This is a genomic window from Ruegeria sp. AG1 (assembly GCF_056541705.1).
In genome coordinates, this window is record NZ_JBQFYU010000010.1 from 134,687 (window position 1) to 160,457 (window position 25,771).

27 protein-coding genes and 1 pseudogene are annotated in these 25,771 nt (G+C 55.3%); 13 read left to right on the forward strand and 15 right to left on the reverse strand.

The window, feature by feature from the left end; all coding sequences use genetic code 11:
• Window positions 1–3 precede the first annotated feature (3 nt).
• Together ACR0B5_RS16055 and ACR0B5_RS16060 are read right to left on the reverse strand one after the other, a co-directional pair.
• On the reverse strand, window positions 4–285 hold the full coding sequence (locus tag ACR0B5_RS16055; RefSeq protein ID WP_480541868.1) for a hypothetical protein: 282 nt from the start codon (window positions 283–285) through the stop codon (window positions 4–6).
• Window positions 286–758: 473 nt separating this feature from the next.
• Window positions 759–1,511 carry a Crp/Fnr family transcriptional regulator gene (locus tag ACR0B5_RS16060; protein WP_170499212.1) on the reverse strand — a complete coding sequence of 251 codons (753 nt, stop codon included), beginning with the start codon at window positions 1,509–1,511 and terminating at the stop codon, window positions 759–761.
• Between the two features lie 135 nt (window positions 1,512–1,646).
• On the opposite strand from ACR0B5_RS16060, the gene ACR0B5_RS16065 reads away from it, so the two are divergent.
• The 3 genes from ACR0B5_RS16065 (at window position 1,647) to ACR0B5_RS16075 (ending at window position 4,257) form a co-directional block, all read left to right on the forward strand.
• Complete coding sequence (locus ACR0B5_RS16065) at window positions 1,647–1,880, forward strand: hypothetical protein (RefSeq protein ID WP_170336649.1); 234 nt, start codon at window positions 1,647–1,649, stop codon at window positions 1,878–1,880.
• A gap of 999 nt (window positions 1,881–2,879) precedes the next feature.
• Window positions 2,880–3,215 (forward strand): helix-turn-helix domain-containing protein, encoded by a 336-nt coding sequence (locus ACR0B5_RS16070; RefSeq protein WP_353392142.1) that lies wholly within the window; start codon window positions 2,880–2,882, stop codon window positions 3,213–3,215.
• Window positions 3,193–4,257 (forward strand): reverse transcriptase family protein, encoded by a 1,065-nt coding sequence (locus ACR0B5_RS16075; RefSeq protein ID WP_480541744.1) that lies wholly within the window; start codon window positions 3,193–3,195, stop codon window positions 4,255–4,257. Before ACR0B5_RS16070 ends, ACR0B5_RS16075 begins: the two co-directional genes overlap by 23 nt.
• Before the next feature lie 7 nt (window positions 4,258–4,264).
• On the opposite strand, the gene ACR0B5_RS16080 is transcribed toward ACR0B5_RS16075, so the two are convergent.
• From ACR0B5_RS16080 to ACR0B5_RS16090, 3 genes are read right to left on the reverse strand one after another with little or no spacing between them, the layout of a single operon-like run.
• Window positions 4,265–4,537, reverse strand: coding sequence for a hypothetical protein (locus ACR0B5_RS16080; protein ID WP_480541746.1), 273 nt, complete (start codon window positions 4,535–4,537; stop codon window positions 4,265–4,267).
• 6 nt (window positions 4,538–4,543) lie between these two features.
• The gene (locus ACR0B5_RS16085) at window positions 4,544–5,119 is read right to left on the reverse strand and encodes a hypothetical protein (RefSeq protein WP_480541748.1); all 576 of its coding nucleotides are present in this window, start codon (window positions 5,117–5,119) and stop codon (window positions 4,544–4,546) included.
• Window positions 5,119–5,553, reverse strand: a complete 435-nt coding sequence (locus tag ACR0B5_RS16090; protein ID WP_480541750.1) for a helix-turn-helix domain-containing protein — start codon at window positions 5,551–5,553, stop codon at window positions 5,119–5,121. The genes ACR0B5_RS16085 and ACR0B5_RS16090 overlap by 1 nt, the downstream gene beginning before the upstream one ends.
• Before the next feature lie 358 nt (window positions 5,554–5,911).
• On the opposite strand from ACR0B5_RS16090, the gene ACR0B5_RS16095 reads away from it, so the two are divergent.
• A complete protein-coding gene (locus ACR0B5_RS16095; protein ID WP_480541752.1) occupies window positions 5,912–7,006 on the forward strand; it encodes a tyrosine-type recombinase/integrase in 1,095 nt (364 codons plus the stop codon).
• Window positions 7,007–7,367: 361 nt separating this feature from the next.
• Here the strand turns inward: ACR0B5_RS16095 and ACR0B5_RS16100 are convergent, their stop codons facing one another.
• A complete protein-coding gene (locus tag ACR0B5_RS16100) occupies window positions 7,368–7,625 on the reverse strand; it encodes a glycine betaine ABC transporter substrate-binding protein (protein WP_480541754.1) in 258 nt (85 codons plus the stop codon).
• A gap of 149 nt (window positions 7,626–7,774) precedes the next feature.
• Between ACR0B5_RS16100 and ACR0B5_RS16105 the strand changes: the two genes are divergently transcribed.
• The 9 genes from ACR0B5_RS16105 to ACR0B5_RS16145 all read left to right on the forward strand — a co-directional run bounded on the left by ACR0B5_RS16105 (window position 7,775) and on the right by ACR0B5_RS16145 (window position 17,454).
• Window positions 7,775–8,794 (forward strand): GlxA family transcriptional regulator, encoded by a 1,020-nt coding sequence (locus ACR0B5_RS16105; RefSeq protein WP_480541756.1) that lies wholly within the window; start codon window positions 7,775–7,777, stop codon window positions 8,792–8,794.
• A gap of 103 nt (window positions 8,795–8,897) precedes the next feature.
• Window positions 8,898–10,037, forward strand: a complete 1,140-nt coding sequence (locus ACR0B5_RS16110) for an aromatic ring-hydroxylating oxygenase subunit alpha (RefSeq protein ID WP_480541758.1) — start codon at window positions 8,898–8,900, stop codon at window positions 10,035–10,037.
• Window positions 10,034–11,563 (forward strand): choline-sulfatase, encoded by a 1,530-nt coding sequence (gene betC, locus ACR0B5_RS16115; RefSeq protein ID WP_480541760.1) that lies wholly within the window; start codon window positions 10,034–10,036, stop codon window positions 11,561–11,563. Before ACR0B5_RS16110 ends, betC begins: the two co-directional genes overlap by 4 nt.
• Entirely contained in the window at window positions 11,563–12,360 is a 798-nt protein-coding gene (locus ACR0B5_RS16120) for an SDR family NAD(P)-dependent oxidoreductase (protein WP_480541762.1), read from the forward strand. Before betC ends, ACR0B5_RS16120 begins: the two co-directional genes overlap by 1 nt.
• A 148-nt stretch (window positions 12,361–12,508) precedes the next feature.
• Window positions 12,509–13,441 (forward strand): 3,5-dioxohexanoate:acetyl-CoA acetone transferase, encoded by a 933-nt coding sequence (gene kce, locus ACR0B5_RS16125; RefSeq protein WP_480541764.1) that lies wholly within the window; start codon window positions 12,509–12,511, stop codon window positions 13,439–13,441.
• 17 nt (window positions 13,442–13,458) lie between these two features.
• Window positions 13,459–14,877 (forward strand): aminobutyraldehyde dehydrogenase, encoded by a 1,419-nt coding sequence (locus tag ACR0B5_RS16130; RefSeq protein WP_480541766.1) that lies wholly within the window; start codon window positions 13,459–13,461, stop codon window positions 14,875–14,877.
• A complete protein-coding gene (locus ACR0B5_RS16135; protein WP_480541767.1) occupies window positions 14,877–15,611 on the forward strand; it encodes an SDR family NAD(P)-dependent oxidoreductase in 735 nt (244 codons plus the stop codon). Before ACR0B5_RS16130 ends, ACR0B5_RS16135 begins: the two co-directional genes overlap by 1 nt.
• The gene (locus ACR0B5_RS16140) at window positions 15,611–16,555 is read left to right on the forward strand and encodes a 3-hydroxyacyl-CoA dehydrogenase NAD-binding domain-containing protein (protein ID WP_480541768.1); all 945 of its coding nucleotides are present in this window, start codon (window positions 15,611–15,613) and stop codon (window positions 16,553–16,555) included. Before ACR0B5_RS16135 ends, ACR0B5_RS16140 begins: the two co-directional genes overlap by 1 nt.
• 536 nt (window positions 16,556–17,091) lie before the next feature.
• On the forward strand, window positions 17,092–17,454 hold the full coding sequence (locus ACR0B5_RS16145) for a YybH family protein (protein ID WP_480541769.1): 363 nt from the start codon (window positions 17,092–17,094) through the stop codon (window positions 17,452–17,454).
• A 215-nt stretch (window positions 17,455–17,669) separates the two neighbouring features.
• Here the strand turns inward: ACR0B5_RS16145 and ACR0B5_RS16150 are convergent, their stop codons facing one another.
• The 9 genes and pseudogenes from ACR0B5_RS16150 to hpaD form a co-directional block, all read right to left on the reverse strand.
• A complete protein-coding gene (locus ACR0B5_RS16150; protein ID WP_480541770.1) occupies window positions 17,670–17,948 on the reverse strand; it encodes a hypothetical protein in 279 nt (92 codons plus the stop codon).
• A gap of 69 nt (window positions 17,949–18,017) precedes the next feature.
• Window positions 18,018–18,364 (reverse strand): annotated as a pseudogene (locus ACR0B5_RS16155) (DDE-type integrase/transposase/recombinase); the annotation flags it as partial.
• 100 nt (window positions 18,365–18,464) lie between these two features.
• Entirely contained in the window at window positions 18,465–19,205 is a 741-nt protein-coding gene (locus ACR0B5_RS16160) for a metallophosphoesterase family protein (RefSeq protein ID WP_480541772.1), read from the reverse strand.
• Window positions 19,206–19,217: 12 nt separating this feature from the next.
• Window positions 19,218–20,273, reverse strand: a complete 1,056-nt coding sequence (locus tag ACR0B5_RS16165) for an aldolase/citrate lyase family protein (protein ID WP_480541774.1) — start codon at window positions 20,271–20,273, stop codon at window positions 19,218–19,220.
• A 14-nt stretch (window positions 20,274–20,287) separates the two neighbouring features.
• Window positions 20,288–21,088: a 2-oxo-hept-4-ene-1,7-dioate hydratase gene (gene hpaH, locus ACR0B5_RS16170; RefSeq protein ID WP_480541776.1), complete on the reverse strand. Its 801-nt coding sequence runs from the start codon at window positions 21,086–21,088 to the stop codon at window positions 20,288–20,290.
• Window positions 21,085–21,939: a fumarylacetoacetate hydrolase family protein gene (locus ACR0B5_RS16175; RefSeq protein ID WP_480541778.1), complete on the reverse strand. Its 855-nt coding sequence runs from the start codon at window positions 21,937–21,939 to the stop codon at window positions 21,085–21,087. Before ACR0B5_RS16175 ends, hpaH begins: the two co-directional genes overlap by 4 nt.
• Window positions 21,936–23,333: a pyridoxal phosphate-dependent decarboxylase family protein gene (locus ACR0B5_RS16180; RefSeq protein ID WP_480541780.1), complete on the reverse strand. Its 1,398-nt coding sequence runs from the start codon at window positions 23,331–23,333 to the stop codon at window positions 21,936–21,938. The genes ACR0B5_RS16175 and ACR0B5_RS16180 overlap by 4 nt, the downstream gene beginning before the upstream one ends.
• A gap of 3 nt (window positions 23,334–23,336) precedes the next feature.
• Entirely contained in the window at window positions 23,337–24,818 is a 1,482-nt protein-coding gene (locus ACR0B5_RS16185; protein ID WP_480541782.1) for an NAD-dependent succinate-semialdehyde dehydrogenase, read from the reverse strand.
• Between the two features lie 24 nt (window positions 24,819–24,842).
• On the reverse strand, window positions 24,843–25,685 hold the full coding sequence (hpaD, locus tag ACR0B5_RS16190) for a 3,4-dihydroxyphenylacetate 2,3-dioxygenase (RefSeq protein WP_480541784.1): 843 nt from the start codon (window positions 25,683–25,685) through the stop codon (window positions 24,843–24,845).
• Window positions 25,686–25,771: the final 86 nt, after the last annotated feature.

A 25,771-nucleotide genomic window follows, 5' to 3' on the forward strand; every position in this document is an offset into this window, starting at 1 on the left:
AATCTATTCCTCCTGCGGGGAAAGCGCCGCATCGCTGTCATTGTTAGATGTGGCCAAGGTCTGGTCGTGCTTGAGCGCCAGTTCAAAATCTTCTGGGTCAATTGGGCGCATTTCCGTGCGGCCTGGCTTGCTGCCTTTGCCCCGAACTGTCAGGTAGGTTCCGGTTCTGCGATATGCTTCGAAACTCAGGCCCTGCAGTAGCTCTTCTTCAACAACTACTTCATACTCGCCTGCAGGAAGTTCATCTGGATAGCCGGACAAAGAGAACGGATTTGAAAACGTCACCAAAGAACTGGACGATCTCGTGCTCACCTTAGTCCTCCATATAGTTTGTTGGATCTTCCCCGCGCAATCTGCCGCGGATTACGCTCGTAAGCGCCACGGTAGTACTGGCGTTGTAATTTAGAATAATGTGCAAATGGCAGACGCGCGCTGATCGATGTTAGTCTGTGGCCAATGACCTGAGATTTTATTGGAATCTCAAATGCATTTGGTGCCCGAGGATCAGGTGCCGCCAAAAATTGACTAACCTGCGTCAGTGCAACGATGTTTGGATTCCGGCAACGTGATGTGTGTTGGCGGGATATTTGCTGGCGTGTTCTTAACGAGTATTTGAGAAGCGCAGGAAATCCAGTACCGCAATCGGACTGTATTTATCTTGCGCTTCTTTTTCGGTGAAATCCAAAATCTGCCGAAGCGAATGGCGTCTCTAACCAGGTAACTATCATCAAAATCCCGGCATCGCTGAAGGGGTGAACCTATTGCTTCAACAGTGGCCCGGCCTGATCCAGATAAGTGGGGTCAAAACCGGCCAACGTCACCAGTCCGTCATAATCATCAAATGCCACTTGCCCGGATTGAAAAGTAACCAGCCCCTTCTCCCGCAGTTGCCGTAGGACACGATTAACATGCACGGCACTCAGTCCCAGCGCATCGGCAAGGTGGTATTGTGTCAGGGGGCAAGTGTATCCCGTCTTGTTTGCCATCCCGACCTGAGTCAACCTCACACCAAGTTCCAAAAGAAAATGCGCCATGCGCTCACCCGCATCTCGCCGTCCTATGTTGACCAGGTGCTCAACCACCATAGCTTCATCTCGAGATACCGCCCAAAGAATTGCTGTCGCCAGCCGGGGCGTCTGCGCAAATGCTTCCAGGAGATCATCCACTACTACTTCAATGGCTTGGATTTCCATGATTGGTTCTATGCTGTGATCCGAGGTGTGCAACAAAACGCTTCGCAAGCCCAGAAAGTCACCCGGTATTTGGAAATCGACGATCTGACGCGACCCGTCAGTCTGGGTTTTGTAGGAACAAACCCAGCCCGAGGCCAGAATGTAGGCCGCCTGCTCTGATTGCCCTTGATGCACAAGGTCACGTCCGGCTTCAAAGGTTCTGCGACGCTTGTGCAGGCGTGCCAATACCGCAAGTTCAACCTCAGTCAGAGCGACGAAGTTTGAAAGCTTTCGGGTGAGTGGACTGTTTTTGATAGTGCGCAAGTGTTCTTCCTTCATCGATGAGCAGCCCGCGAAACTATCCGACGCCAAGACTGCTTTCGATCAGTTAAGTATACAGCAATCTATGCCAGTATGGTGCAATTCATCGTGGCGCTTCCATGCTTGGACGCCTGTTAGAAAAGGACGTCTACCATGGCTGACCGGCAAGACCATTCAGGAATGGCCGCACTCTCAATTTGTGAAGCGCTTTTGCTTGCAATTAAAGATCGTGAGCTTCTGCCCGAACATGAAATTGTGGGAGTTCTGCGTGACGCAGCTGCTGCCCACGAAACAGCGGTCGGCAATAACGATGAAAAGGATATGCACCAGGCCGTCGCCTTTCTCATTAACCGGATCATAGCTTCCGGCTATCGGGTTCGGCAGTAGCGTAAAGTCCCGTATCGGAAAAACAAGATTATGCTCGTCAAAAAAGCTTAACAGCAAATAAACACACTTTTGATGCCTCGTTTCTAATCAGTTCAAACACGAAGCAAAAACCAATGTTTCAATACTTGCCATATCCCGCGTCTTGCTCGTCCGACCGAGCCGCGGCGAAGGTACGGTTCCCGTTAACGCAAATACAACGGCTGCGAATGACCTGATTGGTGACACTTGCCGCGACGCAACAATAAGTATGCCGCGACCGCGAGCAGATGCTGCTTCAGCGAAGGCTCAAATTCGAATGACGGCAAAGTCCGCGCCTTACCCGTTCGCTGAGGCTGACGCGGACGGCAGCGATTTCCGGTAGCTCGCATTCGTGCATCGCGCGGCGGATTCACCGACCGAGCCCGCTTTACCGGATGCTGCGCCGAGCACGAAGGTCAGCTTTTTATACTGACCTGTTCAGGACAACATACAAGGACTTATGCGACTTCAGCCCAAATTTTGTCGAGATACGAAGCCAACCTACAATATCTAGAAATAAAATATCGCTGTGGGCAATATCGTACTTGCGTATCGCGCTCGGCGACTCTATATTGATTGGCGTGATGAACCTTTCGTATGCAGAACCCGACGAGTCCTGGGGCCAGAGGCCCTGTGAAGGCTTAGTGCCTTCGTCTCTCACCTGCGTCTCGGCACGGGGGCTGGCCGCGCGCCGCACCCATCCGGGGTTGGGTGCGGCATGTAAAGGGTCAAACGCTGCTGATCTGCTTCCTCATTCCTACGGGGGCCATTTTGGGCCGGAATCGAGGAGTAAAAGACATGCGAAAGAAAGACGTTCAGCACCAGCGGCGGCATCGCAAGAAACCTTCAAAACGGCGGTTCGTTTGGACCGCTCTGGTCACAATTGCTCGCTTGGTGAGCATGGACTGGGACTTCTGGGAATGATCTCGGAGGTATTGCGGGTTGGCGGCGGTGACCCTTTCACAGCCCAAGGGCTGTCTCATGCCTGAAACAAAAAAACCAATGATCAATGAGGCTCTAACGCTTGCTCGTCTCTATTGGGGCTATTCTCAAGTTGAATTGGCCGAGATGCTTGGCATGTCGCAGGCCATGGTGTCGGAAATTGAACGTGGTTCAAAGGCGGTCACTATCGAAACTCTGAACCGGTACAGCGAAGTGTTGGGAGTGAGAAAATCTCAGCTCATGTTTTTTGCCGAAGAGATCGAAAGCGAAGTCCCGGTTCGGCGGGGACGACTGATCGTAGCTCGAAAAGCGCTTGATCTCCTCGAAAAGCTAAAACCTGCGGAGTTCGACATTGCCAAGACGACGAACTCGTAAGTCATATGAACGCTACGACCTGACGCGTTCGCCCTTTGCGCAAAAGCCAACGCAGAGAGATGTCGCGAAACTCGTCAAGGAAACCAGAGACGATCTGCGAAAGTTTGCCACTCCCCGGTTTAAGGAAGAATTCCTGGTACGACGAGATATCGTGTCCGGCGGAAAGACACGCAAACTCGTCTATCCCGTAGCTGACCTTCGGGCGGTCCACGAGCGTCTAAAGTTCCATTTCAACAAGATTATTCAGCCCAGCTATCTAATGAGCCCACGCAAGGATCGCTCGCAACGTGATAACGCCGCCGTCCACTTGGACGCTCAGCAATATCTCACCCTCGATATCAAACAATTCTACCCCTCGACGTCCTTAGGTATGATCCGAAGGTCGCTCGTCGATCAGTTTGGGATGGAGGGCGACGTCGCCGGTCTGATCGCTCATGTTGCAACCGCTGACGATCAAGCGTGCTTTGGGTCGCCGTTGACCCCCGTTCTTGCCGCTCTGGTGCACAGGCCGATGTTTGACGCCATTGCTGAACTCTGTGCGGAACATGCTTTGGACCACAGTATATGGGTCGACGACATCACGATTTCTGGGAACTCGATTCCTGGGAAGTTCACCGACAGGGTTCGCCAAATTATTGCATCTAGTGGCTTGAAATCACATAAATTTCGATACCGAACCGGTAACAAGGTGGTCTTCATTACTGGTATCGGCGTTGTTGGCAGCAATCTCGTGGTCCCTCGGCGAGTTGAATTGCGCTCAAAAGAACTTTGGAAGGAGTTCCAACTCGCCGATACCCTTGACCAGATAGATACGGCTTCAACTCGCCTGCTCGCCCACCTCGGGGGAATTCGGCACGTCGTTGGCAGCTCTTCAAAGCGTGGACAGAAGATTTCCAACGAAATGAACTCTATCCGCCAAAAGCGGGAAAAAGCATTTCGTCAGAATACGCAGCGGCTGGCAAGGGAAAGCTCAGGCGCGCGCGTGCTAACTCCAGACGAGCAGGAAGCCCGTAAAGACGAGATTGCCCAAATCCCCTTCTAGCGCGGGATTACTGGCTAACGGGGCATAAATCATAATTCTCGCACCATTTGGCAATTGCCTTGGACGTCAGCGGGATAAATGACACGCGTCTGAAGATAAAATCTGTGGTCAGAAGGAAAAAATCACCGCCGAAGACTGCATTTGTTCCCGTCAAATCCTGAACATGATAGTGTGACGACTCGGTGAGCTCTGACCAAAATTCTTCGAGTCTGGCGTGCTCGCTCGCACCGGTGTATTTCCAGCGCGCGATGAACTCGTCGATCTGTGGGGCTTTGCTCACGTGAAGTTAGTTGCTCGAAACGGGAATGCGCTCAGTTAGAAATTGTTCGAAGGTGGCGCTTTCGACCGCATATGCGCTGGCGTCGCGCTTCCGGGTAATAACCTTTTCGATCAAGGCACACAGGCCAAGAACTACCAAGCCCGGGAAGAACCAAAGCCCCGTCGCCAATGGCATTTGCTCACTGTGGAGCAAAGTTTGGAGAAGAGGCCAAATCAAGAATGGCATGGCAACCAAGGCTGACCATTTGACTGGTTTCATCTTTTCCTCGGCTTCCGCAGCCAACCGGGCATGATTCTCGACCAATTCGCGCTCCCATGCTAGGAATTCGTCCATGACTTGGCCAGCGAGGTAGTGGCCACAACGGCAATAATCGCGTGTGATGTACTCAACCTGTCCGCAGGCTGCGCAGTGGACCGCATTGATACTATCCGCTTTCGGGCGCAGGTGTTTCTTCTGACTTTCGCGATCGGGGACTTCTTCAGCCCCGCATACGCCTTCGAGCAGGCGCTCTATATCCTGACCAAGCCGCAGCTTTCGCGGGCGTAGTTTCAGCACTTCATCGGGAAATTCTTCATTCAACATCAGCTTACAAGCCTCAATACGCTGTCGATCCTTGTTGTGTCCGGTTCCCCGCCTTCAATCGTCAGGGCATCGGTGTTCAGGAACTCATCGAAGAGAAATTCGATGGCATCCCACTTCTTTTCAGGTGTCACAGTAAGCCCGCGCTCATTGATCCGGCGCTCGACTGCGATGCCGATCTTACGATAGGCGGCGGCGATCTCTTCGTGCCTTCGGCTCTTGCCGTCTTCCGAGTCGCCTTCGAGCATCCAGAGTGGATCAACGTCGAATTCCTCGTAGACTTTCAACAGTAGTGAAGCCGTCAAATCCCGCTGGCTGCGTTCATAGTACTGGTATGCGCTCCGACTGGCGCCTAGGCGCTGTGCCATCTCCTCTTGGGAGAGGCTTGCCATGTTTCGCACAGCCGCAAGGCGATGTCCCAAACCGGGAACTGTCATTGAAAACCTTCTTAATGGTTGCATTGACCACGATACTGGTTATATGAATCACAAATGACCATAAATCGTGGCAAATCGCTCGATTCACGTAAGATCAGCGTATGTTTGTTTCATTCTGAACGCAAAATGAAATCACCTGCCTCGATTTGTGAGCAAAGAGTTTGAGGAGGTGAAGCGTGGAAAAGCTCTTGGAAACCCCGAAAGAACTGGCCGAGCGCGTTGGCATTCCCGTGTCCAATATTCGCTACCTGATTCGCGAAGACATGCTGGACCACATCTATACGGCCCCTGGGCGTAGAAATCCGAAAATCCCTTCCGGCGCGTGGGAGCGGTACGTTGACAATTTCACGGTGAAAACATGCCCAGAAAGCCATCCCCGCCGCGCCTTGAGCGCGACCGCAAGCGTCCGTCCGAGGGCAACTGGTACATCTACTGGACCGAGGGGGGACGCAGCCGCGAGCACTCGACTGGCACTGGGGATCGCGACCAGGCTGAACTCTACTTCGCAGAGTGGAAGCTAAGGCGCTTTAGGCCAGATCGAGCAGTCGAGCCTTACGAATTCTATGTGGCCGACGCAATTTCGCACTACCTGGCAAAACGGCTTGATGACGTCGCCGATCCGGAGCGCTTGGCCAATGCGGCCAAGCCGATCATCCGGTTTTTCGATGGCTATGCCGTTGGCGATATCAATGATGCGCTCATCAAGGAGTATTGCCAGAAGCGACGAAAGGGCCGGGGTGAAAAGGGACTCAAGGACGGCACGCTCAGACGAGAACTCAGTCTGTTGTCGACCGCTATCCGGCGCGCCGAAGAAGATCAGCTGATCACGCGCAGGATAGTCGTTCGACTTCCACCGAAGGCTGAAGGTCGAATCCGGTTCCTGACGTGCGATGAAGCGATAAAACTGATACAAGCCTCGCGAAGCTTCGATGCCCCTTTGGAAGATGGTGTGCCGACGGAGTCAAAAACCGAACACCTGACCCTGTTTCTCCGTATCGGTTTACTGACGGGCCAGCGGAAGGAAGCGATCCTGTCCTTGCGTTGGTCCGATATCGATTTCTACAGCAACATCATCTACTGGAACCCGGTCGGACGTCGACGGACCAAGAAGGAGCGCCCGAGCTCAAGGTTGCCCGCGCGCCTGAAGAAACACTTGTTGCGCAGGCGAAGGCGATTTCCGGAAGACGAATTCGTTGTCACCCATCGCGGCAAGTCCCTGCAGAATATCAAGCGTGCGTTTCGATCCGCCGTTGTTGCGGCTGGCCTCGAGGGTCAGGGAGACCGGAAAGTCGTGCCGCACACTCTGAGGCACACTTGCGCAACCTGGCTCATGCAGAAGGGTGCGCCAAAGTGGGACGCCTGCGGCTTTCTGGGGATGACCCTCGAGACGCTCGAAAAGAACTATGGGCACCACCACCCAGACCATCAGCGCGGGGCGGCGGATGCAATCTGACATCCGGATCATTTCCGGAAATAGACCATCGCAAACGTGAACAAAGGAGCATTCAAATGACAACTCATCATAATAAATACATGGCGTTAGGCTCCGGCCCGATCCTTCGGGAGGCAGGGGTCGGAGGTTCGAATCCTCTCACTCCGACCAATGAAACAAGGCGCCCAAGGGCGCCTTTGTTGTTTTCATAGGAATGGCCACAACGATATCCGCAACGTTTCGTTCGATAGATGTGCTCAGTTCGGTCGCATCCAGCGTCCACCAACTACGACAGTTTCATTTCAGATCTTCCAGTCCATAATCTCCGTTGCGTTCTTCAGCGCATCAGTTCGACCAACTTGCTCTCTGCGACCGTGTCTTCTTAAACCGGCGAGGAATTTGCCCAAAGCTCGGTCAGAATGTCTGGCTCACCGGTTTCAGCAATGTACGCCATTGGTGGGGTTGTGGAGGATGGCACAAGTCGCACGGTGCTCCCGTAGCCATTGGCAATGAGGAAATTCGCGACGTGAGTGACCACGGCCGACGATGCCAAATCGATTTCGGTGATCGAGACTTCACCGCAGTCCGCATGCGCCGCGCTGGCGGTTCCAAGTGCAGCCGCAAAAGCGACAGCGGTCATCTTGTTTTTCTTCGATCTTCTCCCTGTCGAGTTTGATTGACGATCAGGCTAGGCAGGATTCTTGATCCTGACATGGATGATTTTGGCCGATAATTTTACTTGGTGAGACGCATTTTCTGCCGTAGCAACTGAGCAGGAGGAACTGGCAGATGCTCGATCACGGGGGAAAGGACAAGGCGAGCGAATTGAGAATCGCTGTAACACCGTTTTTCAATTTGGCGGCCACGATGACATTTCTCGACCCATTTCGCGCCGCCAATTACCTCGAAGGCATGGCATTGTTCCGCTGGAAAATCGTGTCCGAGACCGGTGGCATAGTGTCGGCGAGCAATGGCGTTGAGGTCAACTCCACCAAGTTCTCGGATGCTGGGATGAGTGCGGCAGACATGCTCGTTATTTCCTCAAGCTGGGAACCCGAGCGACATATTTCGACAGCAATTCGTGCGGAACTCAGAAATGCTGCAAAACGTCAGGCGATACTTGGGGGTATAGACACCGGAGCCTTCATTCTTGCCCACGCCGGTTTGCTGGAGAACTACACGGCAACAGTCCACTATGAACATATTGATGCGTTCCAAGAACTTTTTGCGAACACAGACATCAGTGACGCGCTCTGGGTCATCGATCGTCGTCGCGTGACCTGCTGTGGAGGGGCAGCGTCGCTTGATCTGGCCTTGCATCTAATCCAGCAATCCCACGGCAGCGCTCTGGCCAATGCTGCTGCACGCTATGTGTTTGCCCCCCCGGTCCGCGATCATGGGGCATTGCAATACCCAGAGGATGTAGAACCACTAGGCAATTCTGTCCCGACGAGTGTACGCGCCGCCATTCAGGTCATGGAGGAGAACTTAGAAACACCGTTGTCCATTGCAGAGGTCTGCCGACATGTCGGATTGTCACATCGCCAACTCGATCGGCTCTTTGCTCAATTTGTGCGGAAAGCACCGGCCCTTTACTATCGTGACATCCGTCTCGACCGCGCTCGTGGTCTTGTAACGCAAACAGACCTGAGCATGTCCGAAATCGCCTTTGCGAGCGGGTTTTCGAGTCAGGTCCACTTTAGTCGGGCATACAAGGAACGTTTTGGCCTCCCGCCAAGCAAAGACCGTGTGCAGGGACGAATTCCATTCGAGTTCCGAGCATGGCCAATGCACCGCTCACCGCGATAGGTGGCGACTTAAGTTAAAAATTTGGCCATCAGCAATAAGCTTGCCACTTCGATCCGAGAGATGGTGTTTTTAATGGAGCCCGATTCCAGCCGCGAGGACAGCCATGACCAAGTTTCCAGATCAAAGCGCGTTCAAAGCAATCAAGGCTGGCTTCGACCCCGATCCCAATCGAGCGCTCTCATTGCGCAAAGAGGCTTATGTGGACGCGGATTGGTACGAGGTGGATCGCGCCGGAATCCTTGCCAAGTCCTGGCAGTGGGTGTGTCATGTCGAAAAGCTGCGCACGCCCGGGTCCTATTTGGCGACGCGCATTGCAGGTCACCCGATCGCCGTGGTCAGGGATCGCGAAGGCGTTTTGCGGGCGTTCTACAACGTCTGCAAACACCGAGCTCACGAGTTGTTGAGCGGCGAGGGTGAAACGACCCGTATCATGTGCCCCTATCATGCATGGGTGTATAAGCTTGACGGGCAGCTTGTCCGTGCGCCCGAAACCGATCATCTAGAAGACTTCTCGCCGCGCGACATTTGTTTGGATTCCGTTCAAGTTGAGGAATTTTCAGGCTTCGTTTTTGTCAATCTTGACCCGCAGGCCGCCTCTCTTGCGGAGCAATCCGGCAATCTTGAGACAGAGATCCGCCATTGGGCGCCCGATATCGACAAGCTCACCTTTGGCAAACGACTGACCTACGACATCAAATCCAACTGGAAGAATGTCGTCGACAACTTTCTTGAGTGCTACCACTGTCCGACCGCCCACAAAGATTTTTGCGATCTTGTGGACATGGACACGTACCAAGTCACGACATGTGGGATCTATTCCAGCCACATGGCTGACGCCGGGAAAAACGCTAATTCCGCCTATGACGTCTCAAACGCGACAGTGAAAACCCATGCCGTTTGGTGGCTATGGCCCACGACATGTCTGATGCGATATCCGGGCCGGTCCAGCATGATTGTGCTAAATATCATTCCCGTCGGGCCGGATCGCACGATGGAGACCTATGATTTCTTCCTCGAGACGCCAGAACCGGACCCGATGGAACTCGATGCGATGCGCTATCTGGATGAGGTATTGCAAGTTGAGGATATCGGCCTTGTCGAAAGCGTGCAGCGCGGGATGGAAACACCGGCTTTTACGCAAGGTCGTATTGTTTCTGATCCGTCCGGATCAGGCAAATCCGAACACGCTGTACATCATTTCCACGGCCTGGTCCTCGATGCATATGCAAAGGCTGCCCCATGACGCGGCCGAATATTGTTGTAGTGATGGCTGATCAGTTGGCTCCGCACTTTATCGGCGCCTACGGGCACAAGACTGCAAAAACCCCGCATATGGATGCGCTTGCCGCGCGGGGAATACGCTTTGACGCCGCCTATTGCAATTCGCCGCTCTGTGCGCCGTCGCGGTTCGCGTTCATGTCCGGACAACTTATCAGCCGGATTGCGGCTTATGACAACGCTTCGGAGTTTCGTGCAAGTGTGCCGACATTTGCACACTACCTGAAAGCACTGGGTTATCGGACCTGCCTTTCGGGCAAAATGCATTTTGTCGGACCTGACCAGATGCATGGGTTTCAGGATCGCATCACAACCGACATCTATCCCTCAGATTTCGCGTGGACCCCGGACTGGGAGGCCCATGATGAGCGGATCGATAAATGGTACCACAACATGCAAACAGTCAAGGAAAGTGGTGTGGCGGTTGCCACCTTCCAGACCGACTATGATGACGAGGTTGAATTCGCGGCGCGACGTTGGTTGATCGACCGTGGCAGAGATCGGGCCGCAGGCGATGACACGCCGTTTTGCCTAGTGGCAAGCTTTATCCACCCGCACGACCCTTACGTTGCCAAGCCGGAATACTGGGATCTTTACAGCGATGACGAGGTCGACATGCCGGAAGGCTTGCCTCTCGATCAGCACGATCCGTTTTCGAAGCGTGTAATGGACGGGATCGAGGCCTCGACCGTGCCACTGACCCAAGAAGAAGTACGCCGTGCCCGTCGCGCATATCTGGCGAATGTTAGCTATTTCGACAGCAAGGTCGGCGCGATTGTGAAAGCGCTGGAAGACACCGGCGAGATCGACAATTCCCTGATCATCGTGACGGCCGACCATGGGGACATGCTCGGTGAGCGGGGTCTTTGGTACAAGATGACCTTTTTTGAGCATTCCGCGCGCGTTCCGATGATTTTCGCCGGACCCGGTGTGTCCACGGGCGCGGTGTCAAACGCCTGTTCCCTGATCGACCTTTTGCCTACCTTCCTCGATGTCGCAGGCGGAGGGCCTGACATGCTGGGTGAGCCGATCGACGGGCGGTCCTTGATGTCCCTTGCACGAGGTGAAGATGCGTCCGAGGACATCGCAATTGGCGAATATTGCGCCGAGATGACGCCATGGCCCGTCTTCATGATCCGGCGCGGAAAGTTAAAGTACATTCACTGCGAAGTCGATCCGCCGCAGCTCTACGATGTGTCCAACGACCCCGATGAGCGCTCAAATATGGTCAACAATCCCGCTTACGCTGAAGCGGCAGCTGCCTTCGCCGCGGAGGTCGTAGAACGCTGGGATAGCAAAGACCTTCGAGCGGACGTCTTGCGCACTCAGAAATCGCGACGTGCGCTTCACGCGGCAATGGAGGCTGGGGCCAGTGAGCCATGGGACTACAATCCGCCGCGCGACGCCAGTCAGGAATATGTGCGCAATAACATGGATTGGACGGTGGCAGCCGCGCGTTACCGCTTTCCGCCAACGGGTGAGGACATCTAGTGGGTACTCAAGACGGAAAAGTCGCATTGGTGACTGGTGGTCGCGGCGGTATTGGCCGCGCGATAGTGGATCGCCTCTCGCGGGAAGGCGCCATAGTCTACGCGGCCGACCTGAGCGAAGGCGGTTCTTTAACGGAGGCTGTCGAGGCTGGCAGCCGCTTCGTTCGGTTGGATGTGACCTCCGAGCCAGAGGCCATTGCTGCGATGGAGAAGGTCCGCAAGGAACATGGCAAACTAGATATTCTGGTGAACGCCGCCGGTATCGAGATCGAAAAGACGATCGAGGAGACTAGCCTTGATGAATGGAACCGGTCTTTTGCGGTGAACGTTACGGGTACGTTTCTGACCTCTAAACACGCGCTGCCGCTGATGCGCGCGGCGGCAAAGGACGGCTCGCCCGCCTCCCTTGTCAATTTCGGCTCTTATGACGGTTTCATCGCGGATCCGGGGCTTGCGGCCTATTGCGCCACAAAGGGAGCGGTTCACGCGCTGACCCGGGCCATGGCCTGTGATCACGGGCCCGAAGGCATCCGCGTCAACGCGATTTGCCCTGGGTATATTGACACGCCAATGCTCCAGAGCTTCTTTACCGGCGACGGCTCGGGCGGTGGCGGCAAGACGATTGATCAACTGCAGCATGCGGTGTGCGACGTGCATCCGATGCGCACCTATGGCACGCCCGAAGACATTGCTAACCTCGTCAATTGGTTGGCCAGTGACGAGGCACGATATGCCAGCGGGCAACTCTGGGTTTTGGACGGCGGACTGAGCGCGCAGGTTCAGCAAATGCGCCTATGAACCTCATTGTTCAGCCTAAAAAGGTAGAAGAGGCAGAGACACCTGCACGCCGCTATGCGTTCGGAGCAATGCCTAGCGCGCATCTCATCTACCGACCACAAAATCCACGACAGCACCTGCGACTCGTTGCGTCACGGGAGGTTGAGACATGCCAAAATCGGTGATCATCACTTGCGCACCAACCGGGGGTATCCACACCCCAACAATGAGCCCGCATCTGCCAATCACACCGGCCGAAATCGCAAAGGCCAGCATTGAAGCCGCAGAAGCCGGAGCGTCAATCATCCACCTGCACGCGCGCCATCCTAAAACAGGTAGGCCTGATCCAAGGCCGGAGCTGTTCCAGCAATCTATGGCGGTCATCAAACAATCGACCGATGCCGTGATCAACGTTTCAACCGGCGGTGGCCTCGGTATGTCAATGGACGACCGGATGCTTGCGGCGTTAAAAACGAGTCCAGAAATGGCATCGCTGAACGTCGGCTCGTTGAACTTTGGCATTTTTCCGATGCTGCAGAAATACACGGAGTTCCAGCACGATTGGGAACGCCCTTTCCTCGAGATGACCGAGGACTTTATCTTTCCCAACACGTTCAAGACAATCCGGTACGCAATCGAGAAACTCGGCGGGGAGCATGGCACGCGGTTCGAGTTTGAATGCTACGATCTTGGTCACCTGTACAATGTGAAATGGTTCGTGGACCAAGGGCTCATCAAGCCGCCGTTCTTCATCCAGATTGTGTTCGGCATCCTGGGGGGCGTGGGAGCCGATCTTGACAACCTGATGCACATGCACACGATCGCAGATCGGCTCTTTGGTTCTGAAAACTACGAGTGGTCAGTGCTGGCAGCCGGGCGTCATCAGATGCCTTTCGCGACACAGGCCGCACTCTTAGGCGGCAACCTTCGGGTTGGACTGGAAGACAGCCTGTTCATTGGCAAAGGTGAACTTGCGACGTCAAACGCTCAGCAAGTCCGAAAAATACGGGAAATCGTCGAGAACCTCGGACTGACCGTCGCAACACCCGCCGAGGCGCGGGAGCGATTGGCGCTCAAGGGCGCGGACCGGGTAAACTTCTGATCGGGGGAGTGGAAAACATGCAGACAAAAATGCTGATCAATGGGGAAATGGTCAATGGGACCGGAGCCGCGATTGACGTGCTGAACCCCGCGACCGGAGAGACCATCGCTCAGATTCCGCAAGCCAGCGCCGACCAGGTCGACGCGGCTGTTCAGACATCCGAAGAAGCGTTTGAGACATTCCGCCATACTCCTCCTGTAGAACGCGCCGCCCTGCTATTGCAGATCGCGGAAATCATTGAGGCCAAACAGGATGAATTGGCAGAGCTCGAAAGTCTTGATGTCGGCAAGCCTTGGCCCTCGGCCCGTGATGACGAGTTTCCTCTGACGATTGATACTTTCCGTTTCTTTGCCGGTGCCGCGCGCACTATGACAGGGTCTGCCGCAGGAGAATACGTAGCGGGCCACACGTCAATGATCCGGCGCGACCCAGTTGGCCCAGTGGCAGCGATTGCGCCTTGGAACTATCCGCTGATGATGGCAGCTTGGAAAATTGCAGCGCCGATCGCAGCTGGTTGTACAGTTGTTCTAAAACCATCAGAGATTACGCCCTTGTCCACTTTGCGGCTTGCGGACCTTCTGCAAGACGTCCTGCCAAAAGGGGTTTTGAATGTAATCCACGGCTCCGGTCCAACGATCGGCGATCAACTGATCAACAGTCCCCAGATCGAAGCGATCACCGTCACCGGGTCCCCAGCAACAGGCATGGCAGCTATGAGGGCCGCGAGCCACCAAATCCGCCATGTGCATCTCGAACTTGGAGGCAAAGCTCCGGTAATTGTTTTCGAGGATGCCGATCTGGAGGCAGTGGCCGAAACGATCCGCTACGGCAGCTTCTTCAATGCCGGACAGGATTGCGCACAACCTTGCCGGGTTCTGGTGCAGGACAGCGTCTACGAAAAGCTCGTCGCAGCGGTTGAAGCACAGGTCAAACAGATCAAGCTGGGCGCTCCGAAAGACGAAGAAACGGAAATGGGACCCATCGTGTCATCCACTCAACGTGAGCGCGTGGCAGCCTTTGTCGATCGTGCGCGCTCGGGGTCTGAGATTGTCACTGGCGGTGCGAGCGGAGACGGTTCCGGCTTCTTCTATCAGCCGACGGTCGTTGCCAACGTTGATAGCGCCGCCGAGATTGCAACGGATGAAGTTTTTGGCCCGGTTGTCACGGTCTCACGGTTCTCAGATGCTGATGAGGCCATAAAGGTTGCCAACGCGGGTCGATATGGCCTCGCGTCCTCTGTCTGGACGGCCAATGTGGGGCGGGCCATGTCGATGACATCGCGTCTGCGCTATGGCTTCACTTGGGTCAACACGCATGGTGTGGGAACGCCAGAAATGCCGTGGGCGGCCATGAAAGGATCTGGCACCGGATGTGACATGAGCGTCTACGCGCTCGACGCCTATACCTCGATCCGCCATGTGATGGTTGCGCACTGATGCGGTTGGCTGGAAAACGTGCATTCGTTACAGGCGGACGTCAGGGAATCGGACGTGCAATTGTCGAAGCCTTCCTCGCCGAGGGCGCATCGGTCATCGCGTGCGGGCGTGGCGACGCCCCAGACGCCTTACCCTACGACTGGCACAGTCTTGATGTGAGCGACCCCAGAGCCGTAGAACAAGTCGCCTTGGCGGTCGGTGCGATAGACATTTTGGTCAACAACGCGGGCGTTCAAGTTGAAAAGACCGTTACGGAAAGCAGCGACGCGGATTGGAACTTCGTGATTGGCACCAATTGCAGAGGCGTGTTCAACTGTTGCCGTGCATTCATTCCGAACATCCGAGCGGGTGGCAGTATCGTCAATATCGGCTCGATCTCCGGCAAGGTCGCGGACCCGTCCATGGCGCTATACAATGCATCAAAATCCTTTGTACATGGGCTCACACGGTCGATCGCGGTGGATCATGGCCCTAACGTTCGATGCAATGCGATTTGTCCGGGGTGGATCAACACGGGTATGCTGGAGGCCGGGTTAGATCTTGCGAACGATCCGGTCGCGGTAAAAAGGGATGCGCTGGCGCGCCACCCTGTTCGTCGGTTCGGCGAACCAAATGACATTGCCCGCATGGCGGTCTGGCTCGCCTCTGATGAGGCCGGTTTTGCAACGGGCCAGCTCTTTACCATTGATGGCGGCATGACAGCCGCGTCGCCTCTCAACCCCGGAGTATTCTGATGTCAGAGATCTCCCACACAGCGATACTTGGTACTGGCGTTATCGGATCAAGCTGGGCTGCGCTTTTTCTTGCGGCTGGGCGATCGGTCACCGTCTATGACCCGGCTTCAGACACGGAAAGGCTAACCCGCGAGGCCGTGGAGACTGCCTGGCCGACGCTCGAAGAGTTAGGGTTGACCGAAAGGGCAACCCCGGACGATTTGACATTTGCTACGACAGCATCCCATGCAGTTGAAGGTGCCGATTTTGTGCAGGAGAACGTCCCAGAAAGAGAAGCGATCAAACACGCTTTGTACTCGGAAATTGAACCGGTGCTGAGCGAAGGTTCGATTGTCTCAAGCTCGACTTCAGGCATGACGCTCGAAGCATTGCAACTGGGTTGGAAAGACCCTGCGCCTTTCATACTTGGACATCCTTTCAATCCGCCACACCTGATCCCCTTAGTAGAGCTCACTGCGAATGCGCGGACAGGAACAGGTGTACTTGAGCGAACCGAAGCGTTTTACCAAGACATCGGCAAAGTCACGATCCGCATCAAGAAAGGCATGCCTGGTCATGTAGCAAACCGATTGCAGGCAGCGGTCTGGCGCGAAGCGGTGCACATGGCTATAGAAGGCGTGGCATCGGTGGAAGATATAGACAAGGCCATGTGGGCTGGACCTGGTTTAAGGTGGGCTGCAATGGGCCCGACGATGCTCTTTAACCTAGGGGCGGGTGATGGCGGATTGCGTGCCTTTTGTGGACACTTTCGGGACACGTTCAACGGTTGGTGGGACGGATTGGGTCAACTTCACCTCGATGACGACGTAATCGAAGCGCTTGTTCAAGGTATTAACGACGTGGCACATGGGCGATCTCTCCGGAGTCTCGCCGCAGAGCGAGACGCTCTCATTGTCGCTATGCAAAAATCTCTCATGGACATTAGAACACAGTCGAAGCTGTGAGTACTCGATGGCCTTGGTCTTGTTGACTTGGTTCGTTCGTCAACAGTTAAGGCTGATGCCAGAACGGGGTTGCATCAGGGAGGGACAGAGCATGAAACCACCTCTCATACGAAGTTATTTAAGGCGAGCACAAATTGATAGTTGACTTGCGCTATAGAAAAAGGATGACCCGCGACTTGATCCATGCAGCTTGGATCTATCCCGTGCGAACGGCGAACGGCTGGTTTCGTGTCAGCGCTGCAGCGTTCAACAAAATTCGCAAATGCAGAGTTTCTCCTGCTGCGAGCGCACGCAGCGAGAAAACCGAATAGACAACTTAGGCTCAAAGTGGACCTTCGCTGTATCTGCGATGGATGCCTGCTTTGCCGGCTTAATTGCCATCCATCAAACGCCTTACCTAAAGCGTCAAGACGGCCCAAGCAGCGACAATTGGCTTTCCCAAACTTAAGTATTTTTCACGCACATACGAAGGTGAACATCGAGACAGGCTATTGTGATAGTCTGACAACACCACCGGGTAAACTTAGGAGGAGAAAATGTCGGATGTTGAAAGTGTAAAGGCGCTCGACGCGTCCATCATTGAAGGAATAAATGCTAAAGACGCGGGTATGGCGACAGCGGCTTACGCCGAGGATGGACCCCTAATGCCACCTTGTGCTCCTACAATGTCTGGCCACGCTGCCATTCGAGAATATTGGCAGGCCGCAATTGATGGAGGCTTGGAGAACGTTTTGGCCAATCCGACAGCAGCTCATGTCAGTGGAGACTTAGCAACTACGATGGGGACGCTCACAGGTTCAATGGGAGGTCAAGTACATACTGGTAAGTACGTTCCTTACTTCCGAAAAGGCAAAGACGGCTGGAAGGTTCAGCGCGACATCTGGAACTTCGACGAATGACGCCTAGAGTGTACGAAACAACCTAAGGGTCGATCTAACTGCTTTGCTTTGCCAGGTAGTTCTTATTGAAAGCGAACAACGTGGTGCGGTAACGCGACCGTTACTAAGAGGAGTTTGGTCGCTGGGTATCTGACGCTTTCGCCCAGCCCTCGGAAAAGACAGATCTGGCTTCTATCCGAGATGCGACGTTAGTTTGGTCTGTGAGCCGAGTGGCGTCAATTAGATCGGCCGAATTGATTATTCAGTTCCATAAAAGACGCAGCCCAGAATTTCGCCAGAAATGCCGCCGCCTCTTGTTCAGAGATTTCTGAATGGTTTCCAGCTAAATCAGCTTCTTCGCCGAAATTGTAGCGCAAATCAGTGCCACCAGTGTTTTCCGTCAGATAGAAAGGTTTCTGGCAGGCTGATGTGCGGAAACACGTCCTCGCCCACCCGTCTGCTGCTTTTTGAGAGAAGCAAGCTATTTTACATCTGCCAGATTCGAAATGATCCATGACGAAGTTTTCCGCTTCACCGTTTAGCTGCTTCTATTTCTCGAGGAATTTCAATGCAGCCTGCTTTTATCGACGTTTGGTGACCAAGGTTTCCAGCACATCACCTGCGTGATCTACGGCCCGCCAGAGAAAACGCCGCTTGCCAATCATCTTCAAGAAAACCTCGTCCAAGTGCCACTTTCATTTGGAGAAAGCCCGCAACTACCGAACTCGCTTCCGCCTTATCTCAGCAGCAAACATCAGGCCAAACCTGTTCCACCAATACCGGACAGTTTCGTGGCTCACGTCAATGCCTCGCTCGTGCAGCAGATCTTCGACATTTCGAAGCGAGAGCGGGAAACGGATTTACAGTATCGTCACAAGGCGGATGAACTCAAGACTAGTTTTAAGTACTTGAAGTACTCGGTTTTGAACATGGGCAAAAGCTATGCAACTGCCCTGCCCCGCTCAAGCAAAGCTAATTTGACAAGACCGTTAATTGGTTTCAGCAACGAGGGTTTTCTGGTTTATCAAAACCTATAGGGAGCCAATGTAAGTCAGGGGCTTGCGCCCCTCGTCGTGCAACAGCCAACACTTCGATCCTTCGAAAACCGCAGCCGTCAGCGGTTTGCCATATCCCGCCCCGGTATCGATGTTCACACGGTTTCCACGGTGTTCAGGGCGGGCGACGTGGGTATGGCCGTGAACGACCAGCCATGGGTGAGGTTCCGGATAGTCCAGAAACTCTTCTCGGATCCAGATCAGGTCATCGGGGTCCTGACGAAGCAAGGGAATACCGGGCCGTATGCCTGCATGGACGAACAAAACGTCGTTGTGCAGGTAGTAGGGCAACAGACCTGCCAGAAAATCGATATGGGTCTGCGGCACGGCGGCTTTGGCCCGGGCATGGACCTGATATATTCGATCCCCTTCGCTAACCTCAACGCCATAGGAGTTTAGCGTTTCAACGCCGCCTATTCGAGGATGCAGCCAATGATACCCGACCAGTAGACGCGCGTCGTTTCGCGGGTAGTCCTCAAGGAACATTGCGCACATCTGATCGTGGTTGCCGCGCAGGAATGTCCAGTTTCTGCCTTCGGACTGCCCTTTCACCAATAGATCGAGAACCTGTCGACTGTGGGCGCCGCGATCCGTGCAATCACCGATAAAGACGATTTGCGCATCAGGCCCACCGTCCTTTTCGATGCGGGCCAGCGCGTCCTCTAGCATGTGCAACTGACCGTGGATGTCACCAATGGCATAGATAGGTTCTGGCATTTTTTGGTGCTCTTACTTAAACCATTCGATGCGGAACTCTTCCCGAAAGGCAAACCGCACCAGATGGGCTTCGATCACGCCTTTCCACTGCTCCATGTCCCCGCGCGGCCCGGTCTCAGCTTTAATCGTCAGCCTGTCGTCATTCGCTTCAAGGGTCACGCTGTCGCCATCTGCGAAGGCCACGCTTCCCTTCTTTTCGTCAAAAAACACCTCGGCCTTGTGCGACCAGTGTTTACACAGCTGCTGCAGATATTTGCTGGCTGCAGCGGTTTCCGCAACGCCCGAGGCGGTCTGATCCGGCAGAAGGCCCAGCCCGACTTCGGCGGCGTTGCGCATCGCAGTTGCAAATAGGGTCACGTCGATATTGGTAGCCACGAATGTAGCTCCCAGATCCAGGCATTTGCGCTGCATCGCCGGATCTAGGGTCAGGATACCCGCCGCCTTACCCGCCGCCACGATGCGGGCCAGCGCGTCCAGCACGGCTGCAACCACGTCAGGGTGACCGGCATTGCCGATATGGCCCATATCGGCGGCCAGATCGGAGGGGCCGATGAACACCCCATCCACATCGGAGGACAGAATATCGTCCAACGCAGCCATACCTTTTTGGTTTTCGACCTGAACCAGCAGGCAAATCTGTTCGTCCGCCGTTTTCAGGTAGTCCGGGATGGCTGAAAACCGCGATGCCCGCGCCAGTGCTGATCCAACGCCCCGCACGCCATGCGGTGGGTATTGCACTGCCCGAACCAGCTCACGCGCGTGATCCCCGCTTTCGACCATGGGCACCAGAAGGTTCTGCACGCCTGCGTCCAGATATTGCTTGATCATCCAGGTTTCGCCTATCGGCAGGCGCGCGACCGGAGTGCTACCTGATCCTTCGATCACCTGCACCTGTTCGAGGATCGAGCGCAGATCATTCGGCGCGTGTTCACCGTCAACCAGCAGCCAGTCGAATTGCGCGGTTGCTGCGATCTCGGCCGTGTAGGCGTTGGCCATCCCGATCCAGCAGCCGATCTGCGGCTGCCCCGCCTTGAGAGCGGCTTTGAACGTATTCTTTGGCGCAGGCATATGCGGCTTTCCTTTCAGGCGAAATTGATATCGACCGAGCCAAATGGCCCGAAATCGGCATGGATTTCAGTACCCGACGGGCACTCGACCGGGCGGATAAAGCTGCCGGACAGGATGATTTGACCGGGTTCGATGTATTGTCCGTATTGCGCCATGCGACGGGCCAGCCAGACAACGCTTTCGACCGGATCGTTCAGAACGCCCGCGCCTAGGCCGGTTTCCTCGATTTCACCATTGCGGAAGGTCAGCGCACCGACCCAGCGGAGATCAAAAGCATCCACGGCGTGCCGGTCTGCGCCCAGCACGATACCTGCATTGGCGGCATTGTCGCTGATCGTGTCGAATACTGTGCGAGCTTTGCCGGACTCGGGATCCACGCGTAGAATACGCGTGTCGAGAATTTCAATGGAAGGCGCTACATAGTCCGTGGCAGCGATGATGTCCTCGTGGGTGATGTTCTCGCCTCCAACGGCAGACTTCATCACAAAGGCGATCTCGGCTTCGATGCGCGGCTGGATGAAACGACCCTCCGGAACCGTTCCACCGTGTTCAAAGGCCATGTCGTCAAACAGGATGCCACTGTCAGGGATGTCGATGTTCAGCGCATATTGCATCGCTTTCGAGGTCAAACCGATCTTCCAGCCAATCACCTTGCGCCCCTCGCCCAGCTTCTGGCGATAGATGGCGTTCTGCACTTTATAGGCATCGTCCATTCCCATCTCGGGGTGGCGCAGTGTTAGCAGGCCAATCTGCTCTCCGGTCCGTTCCGCGCTCAGCAGATCAGCAGCTGCGCGGGCATGATCTTCGGGCGTCATTGCTGTTCATCCTCAACTGTGTTGCGTAGCGTACCGATGCCCTCGACAGACACCTCAACTACATCACCCGGGGCCAGATATTTCGGAGGATCAAACCGCGCCCCTGCCCCGGTCGGCGTTCCGGTGACGATGATGTCGCCCGGCTGCAGGGTCATGAAGGTCGAGATGTATTCGATCTCGCGCCGGATCGGGAACATCATGCGGTTCAGGGTGTCGTCCTGACGCAACTCGCCATTCACGTGGGTCTGGAGACGGGCATCGTCCAGTTGCGCGGCGTCGGTGAACGGCACCAACCACGGGCCGATAGCACCCGTATTATCCCAATTCTTGCCTTGCGTGACGTTGAACTTGGCGTGGCGCACCCAATCGCGGATCGTACCTTCGTTGCACAGCGTCAGGGCTGCGATGTGGTCGTAGGCGTCCTCCTGCGAAATCCGACGCCCAGTCTTGCCGATGATAATCGCCACTTCGCCTTCGTAGTCCAGCGTGTGGTTTTCCGGCGGACGGATCAGAGGGCGGTTGTGGCCGGTGAAGCCGCTGGCGAACCGCGGGAACAGCGACATGTATTTGGGCTGTGCGCTGCCGTCCTTGTATTCGGCGTTGCGGTCCGGGAAGTTAACGCCGACGCACAGGATGCGGCGGACATCGGGCATCACCATCTCGTAGGTGAAATTCGTGTGGGTCACGTCCTTACTATTGGCGACTGCTGCCAGTTGATCAAATGTTCCAGCAGCGATTACCTCATAAAGGCTCGCGTGATCTGGGAAAGCATCATTCAACGCAATTGCGCCGACATCCGTGATCGCACCAAAGTAAGTCTGCCCATCGGCAGAGAAGGTTGCGAATTTCATTTAAGTGTCTCCCAAACCTCACGAATAACGTCTGCTGCCATCAGTACATCGTCGCGTGTTGTATCGAATTGTCCGACCTGAAAACGAATAATCTTGCGACCATCAAACATGCCTTGGGTCAGATAAATCCGGCCGTCATCATTCAGCGCATCAACCAGACGCTGCTGCCTCGCATCGTCACCCGGGCAACGGAAAGAGAACAGGCTGAGTATCGGCCCAGTCGTGATCTCGAACCCCTCCATCGCGCCAATCTTCTCGGCCACCTCATTGGCCCAAACGACGTGATTTCGGATTCGTGCACGCAGACCGTCTAACCCGTAAGAGCGCAACAGGAACCAAATCTTCAGCGCGCGGAACCGACGTCCCAACGGGATCGTCCATTCCGAATAATTCGTCACCTCTGCACCGGTTGTCTTGAGGTATTCGGGTTCGATCTTCAGCGTGTTGAGCTGCGGTGTGGCGTCACGCAGAAACTGGATGGCGCAATCGAACTGAGCGCCCATCCATTTGTGCGGGTTGAAAACGATGCTGTCATACCGCCCCGCCCCAGGCCAAAGCTCTTCGCGGAACTCCGGGCAAATCATGGCCGATCCGGCCCAAGCCGCGTCGAGATGGGTATAAAGGGAGTATTCCCGCGCGATGTCAGCCACAATTTCCAGATCATCACAGGCCCCAACGCCCGTGCCGCCTGTGATCGCAATGATCCCGGCTGGCACATGACCGGCTTCGATATCATCGCGGATAGCGGCCTCAAGCGCGGACGCATCTATCGCGTAGGTCGGTCCCTGCGTCGGCAGCTTGACCAAGTTATCCTGGCCGATGCCAGCAACCCAACAAGCTCGGTCAATCGAGGAATGCACCTGGTCTGAGCAATAAATCCGCAGCGCCCCTTTGCTGTTCAGCCCCTGGCGATTACCTGTGTACCCAGTAGCGCGTTCGCGCATCGTCAGTACCGCAGACAAAGTCGCCGAAGACGCGCTGTCCTGAATGACACCGGTCATACCATTTGGCAGACCGAGGGCTTGTCGCAACCAGTCCACCATAACGCCTTCGACCTCAGTCGCTGCGGGTGCGGTTTGCCAGAGCATGCATTGCGCAGCGATAGTGGTCACCAGCATCTCAGCCAGCATCGAAGGCGGGGCGGCATTCGCCGGGAAATACGCAAAGAACCGAGGGTGCTGCCAGTGAGTGATCCCGGGCATCACGATACGCTCAAAATCGGCCATGATGGCCGCCATCGGCTCACCAGATTCCGGGGGAGAAATTTCAAGCTGCGCGGCGATATCACCCGGCGCTGTCTGCGCCCGAACAGGCCGAACTGCCAAAGTCTTGTGGTAGTCAGCAGCCCAGTTGGAGATTTGCTGCCCCCAGTGAGAAAATTCGTCCCAATTCATACACTAAGCCTCCTCAGAAGGGGAAATTCCGCCCATGCAGATGTACTTCAACTCCATAAAATCATCGAGGCCATATCGAGATCCCTCGCGTCCAAGACCCGACATTTTGACACCGCCGAATGGAGCCTCTGCCGTTGAAATCAGACCGGTATTCACACCGACCATACCGTATTCCAACGCCTCGGATACGCGCCAGACACGCGCCATGTCGCGAGAGTAGAAATACGAGGCCAAGCCGAATTCGGTATCATTGGAAGCGGCGACAACGTCGCTTTCGCTTTCGAATTTGAACAAGGGAGCGACGGGGCCAAAGGTTTCTTCGGTCGCCACCGCCATATCCGAGGTCACATCGGTCAGAATGGTGGGTTCAAAGAAGGTGCCGCCAAGTGCGTGGGGTTTACCACCAAGCGCGATCTTAGCCCCCTTCGAAGTCGCGTCACCGATATGTTCGACGACCTTTTCCACGGCAGCTTTGTCGATCAGAGGGCCGAAAACGATACCTTCATCAAACCCATTGCCGGTTGGCAGGGCCGCAACTTTTGCAGCTAGCATTTCAGCGAAGGCGTCGTAAACCCTGGCCTGCACATAGATGCGGTTTGCACATACGCAGGTCTGCCCATTGTTGCGAAATTTCGCGATCACGGCGCCTTCGACTGCGGCGTCCAGATCGGCATCGTCGAACACAATGAACGGCGCATTGCCGCCCAATTCCAACCCCAGCTTCTTGATAGTCGGGGCGCATTGCGCATAAAGCATCGCTCCAATCTCAGTCGAACCGGTGAAGGTCAGCTTTTGCACGATCGGGCTCGAGGTCATCTCACCACCAATCTCCCGCGCCGAACCGGTTAAGACCGAGAACAAACCTGCGGGCAGTCCCGCTCGTTCGGCGAGAACGGCTAGTGCGATGGCCGAGAACGGCGTCTGGCTGGCGGGTTTCAACACCATCGAACAGCCCGCCGCAAAGGCCGGTCCAGTCTTCCGGGTGATCATGGCGTTGGGAAAGTTCCACGGCGTTATCGCGGCCACAACGCCGATGGGTTGCTTGACAGTAATGATCCGCTTGTCCGGCGCATGGCCGGGTGTGACATCGCCGTAGGTCCGGCGGGCCTCTTCGGCGAACCACTCGATGAAGCTGGCGCCATAGGCGATCTCGCCCTTCGCTTCGGCCAAAGGCTTACCCTGTTCGGCGGTTAGAATGGCACCCAGATCATCCTGGTTTTCCATCATCAGATCATACCAGCGACGTAAGATTTGGCTGCGCTCTTTCGCGGTACGTTTGGCCCAGTCTTTCTGCGCGCGCTGCGCATCGGCAATCGCCTCGACCGTCTCAGCAGCACCCAGATTTGGCACACGACCGATCAACTCACCCGTCGCCGGGTTTATCACGTCAATCGCGCGCTCACTGTCTGAAGCATCAACCCATCTGGACCCGACCCGCGCCTTTTCGGCAAGCAAAGTGGGATCGTTGAGACGCAGTTCAGTCATTAGAATTTCCCTGTATTTCCGGATTCAAACCGAGAAGCTGACATTGGCCTGCCCAGTCCCGGAGCTTCCGAAATACGGGGTGTAGATGTCGATCTTGCCCTTGTAGCTGCCCCATCCAAGGGCACCGAACAACAAAGCGGTATCGTTCATCGCGCACTCACCCACGCATTTCTTGGCGTAGTCGGGCAGAAGCTCGAGGAACTCTTCGAAGCGGCCCTGTTCCCAAAGATCCAACACGCGCATATCCATCTGGCGATTGAACTCGCCGTTTACCGAGTTCAGTCCATCGACCGAGCGTTCATTGGGGGTGAAGTCGTGGCTCAACGACCCCGAGGCCAGGATCGACACGTTACGGTCCGAGCGTCGGATGCCTTCGGCGATGGCTTCACCCCAGACCCGATTTTCAGCGATGGACGAGAATTGGTTGACTGCCACGGGCAAAACCCGCGCATTCACGCCTTCGTTGATGAAGTGCATCGGAAGCAGGGTGCCGTACTCCATACCCATATCGGGGTGCGAATGCCCAAGGGCCCGTTCGCCACGTTCGCGCAGAACATCAAGGATGGTTTCCCCAAGCTCGTGATCGCCGCGATAGTCGAACTCCATATCCGCCAGCATGTGCGGCAGTTCATGACTAATGAACCGGCCCTTGTGGTGCTCTTTCGTGTTCAGGTGGAACCCCTGATTGGTGATCCAGTGGGTGTCAAAAATGACAAACGTATCGACCTTGCGGTCGATCGCATCCTGACGAAGGCGCGCATAGCCATCGATGGCAGGTTGGCGGATGCCTTTGTATTTCGGCATCGTGTGGGACATCCAGATGCTTGGCACATGCGTTATCTTCGCGGCCTGTACAATCTTTCCCATGGCAGTTCCTCCTCGCATTTGTAATGCCTGGCAACCAAAGTTGAAGCTACCTGACATCCTTCGGTCCTGCAGTAAGCGTAAAGTGC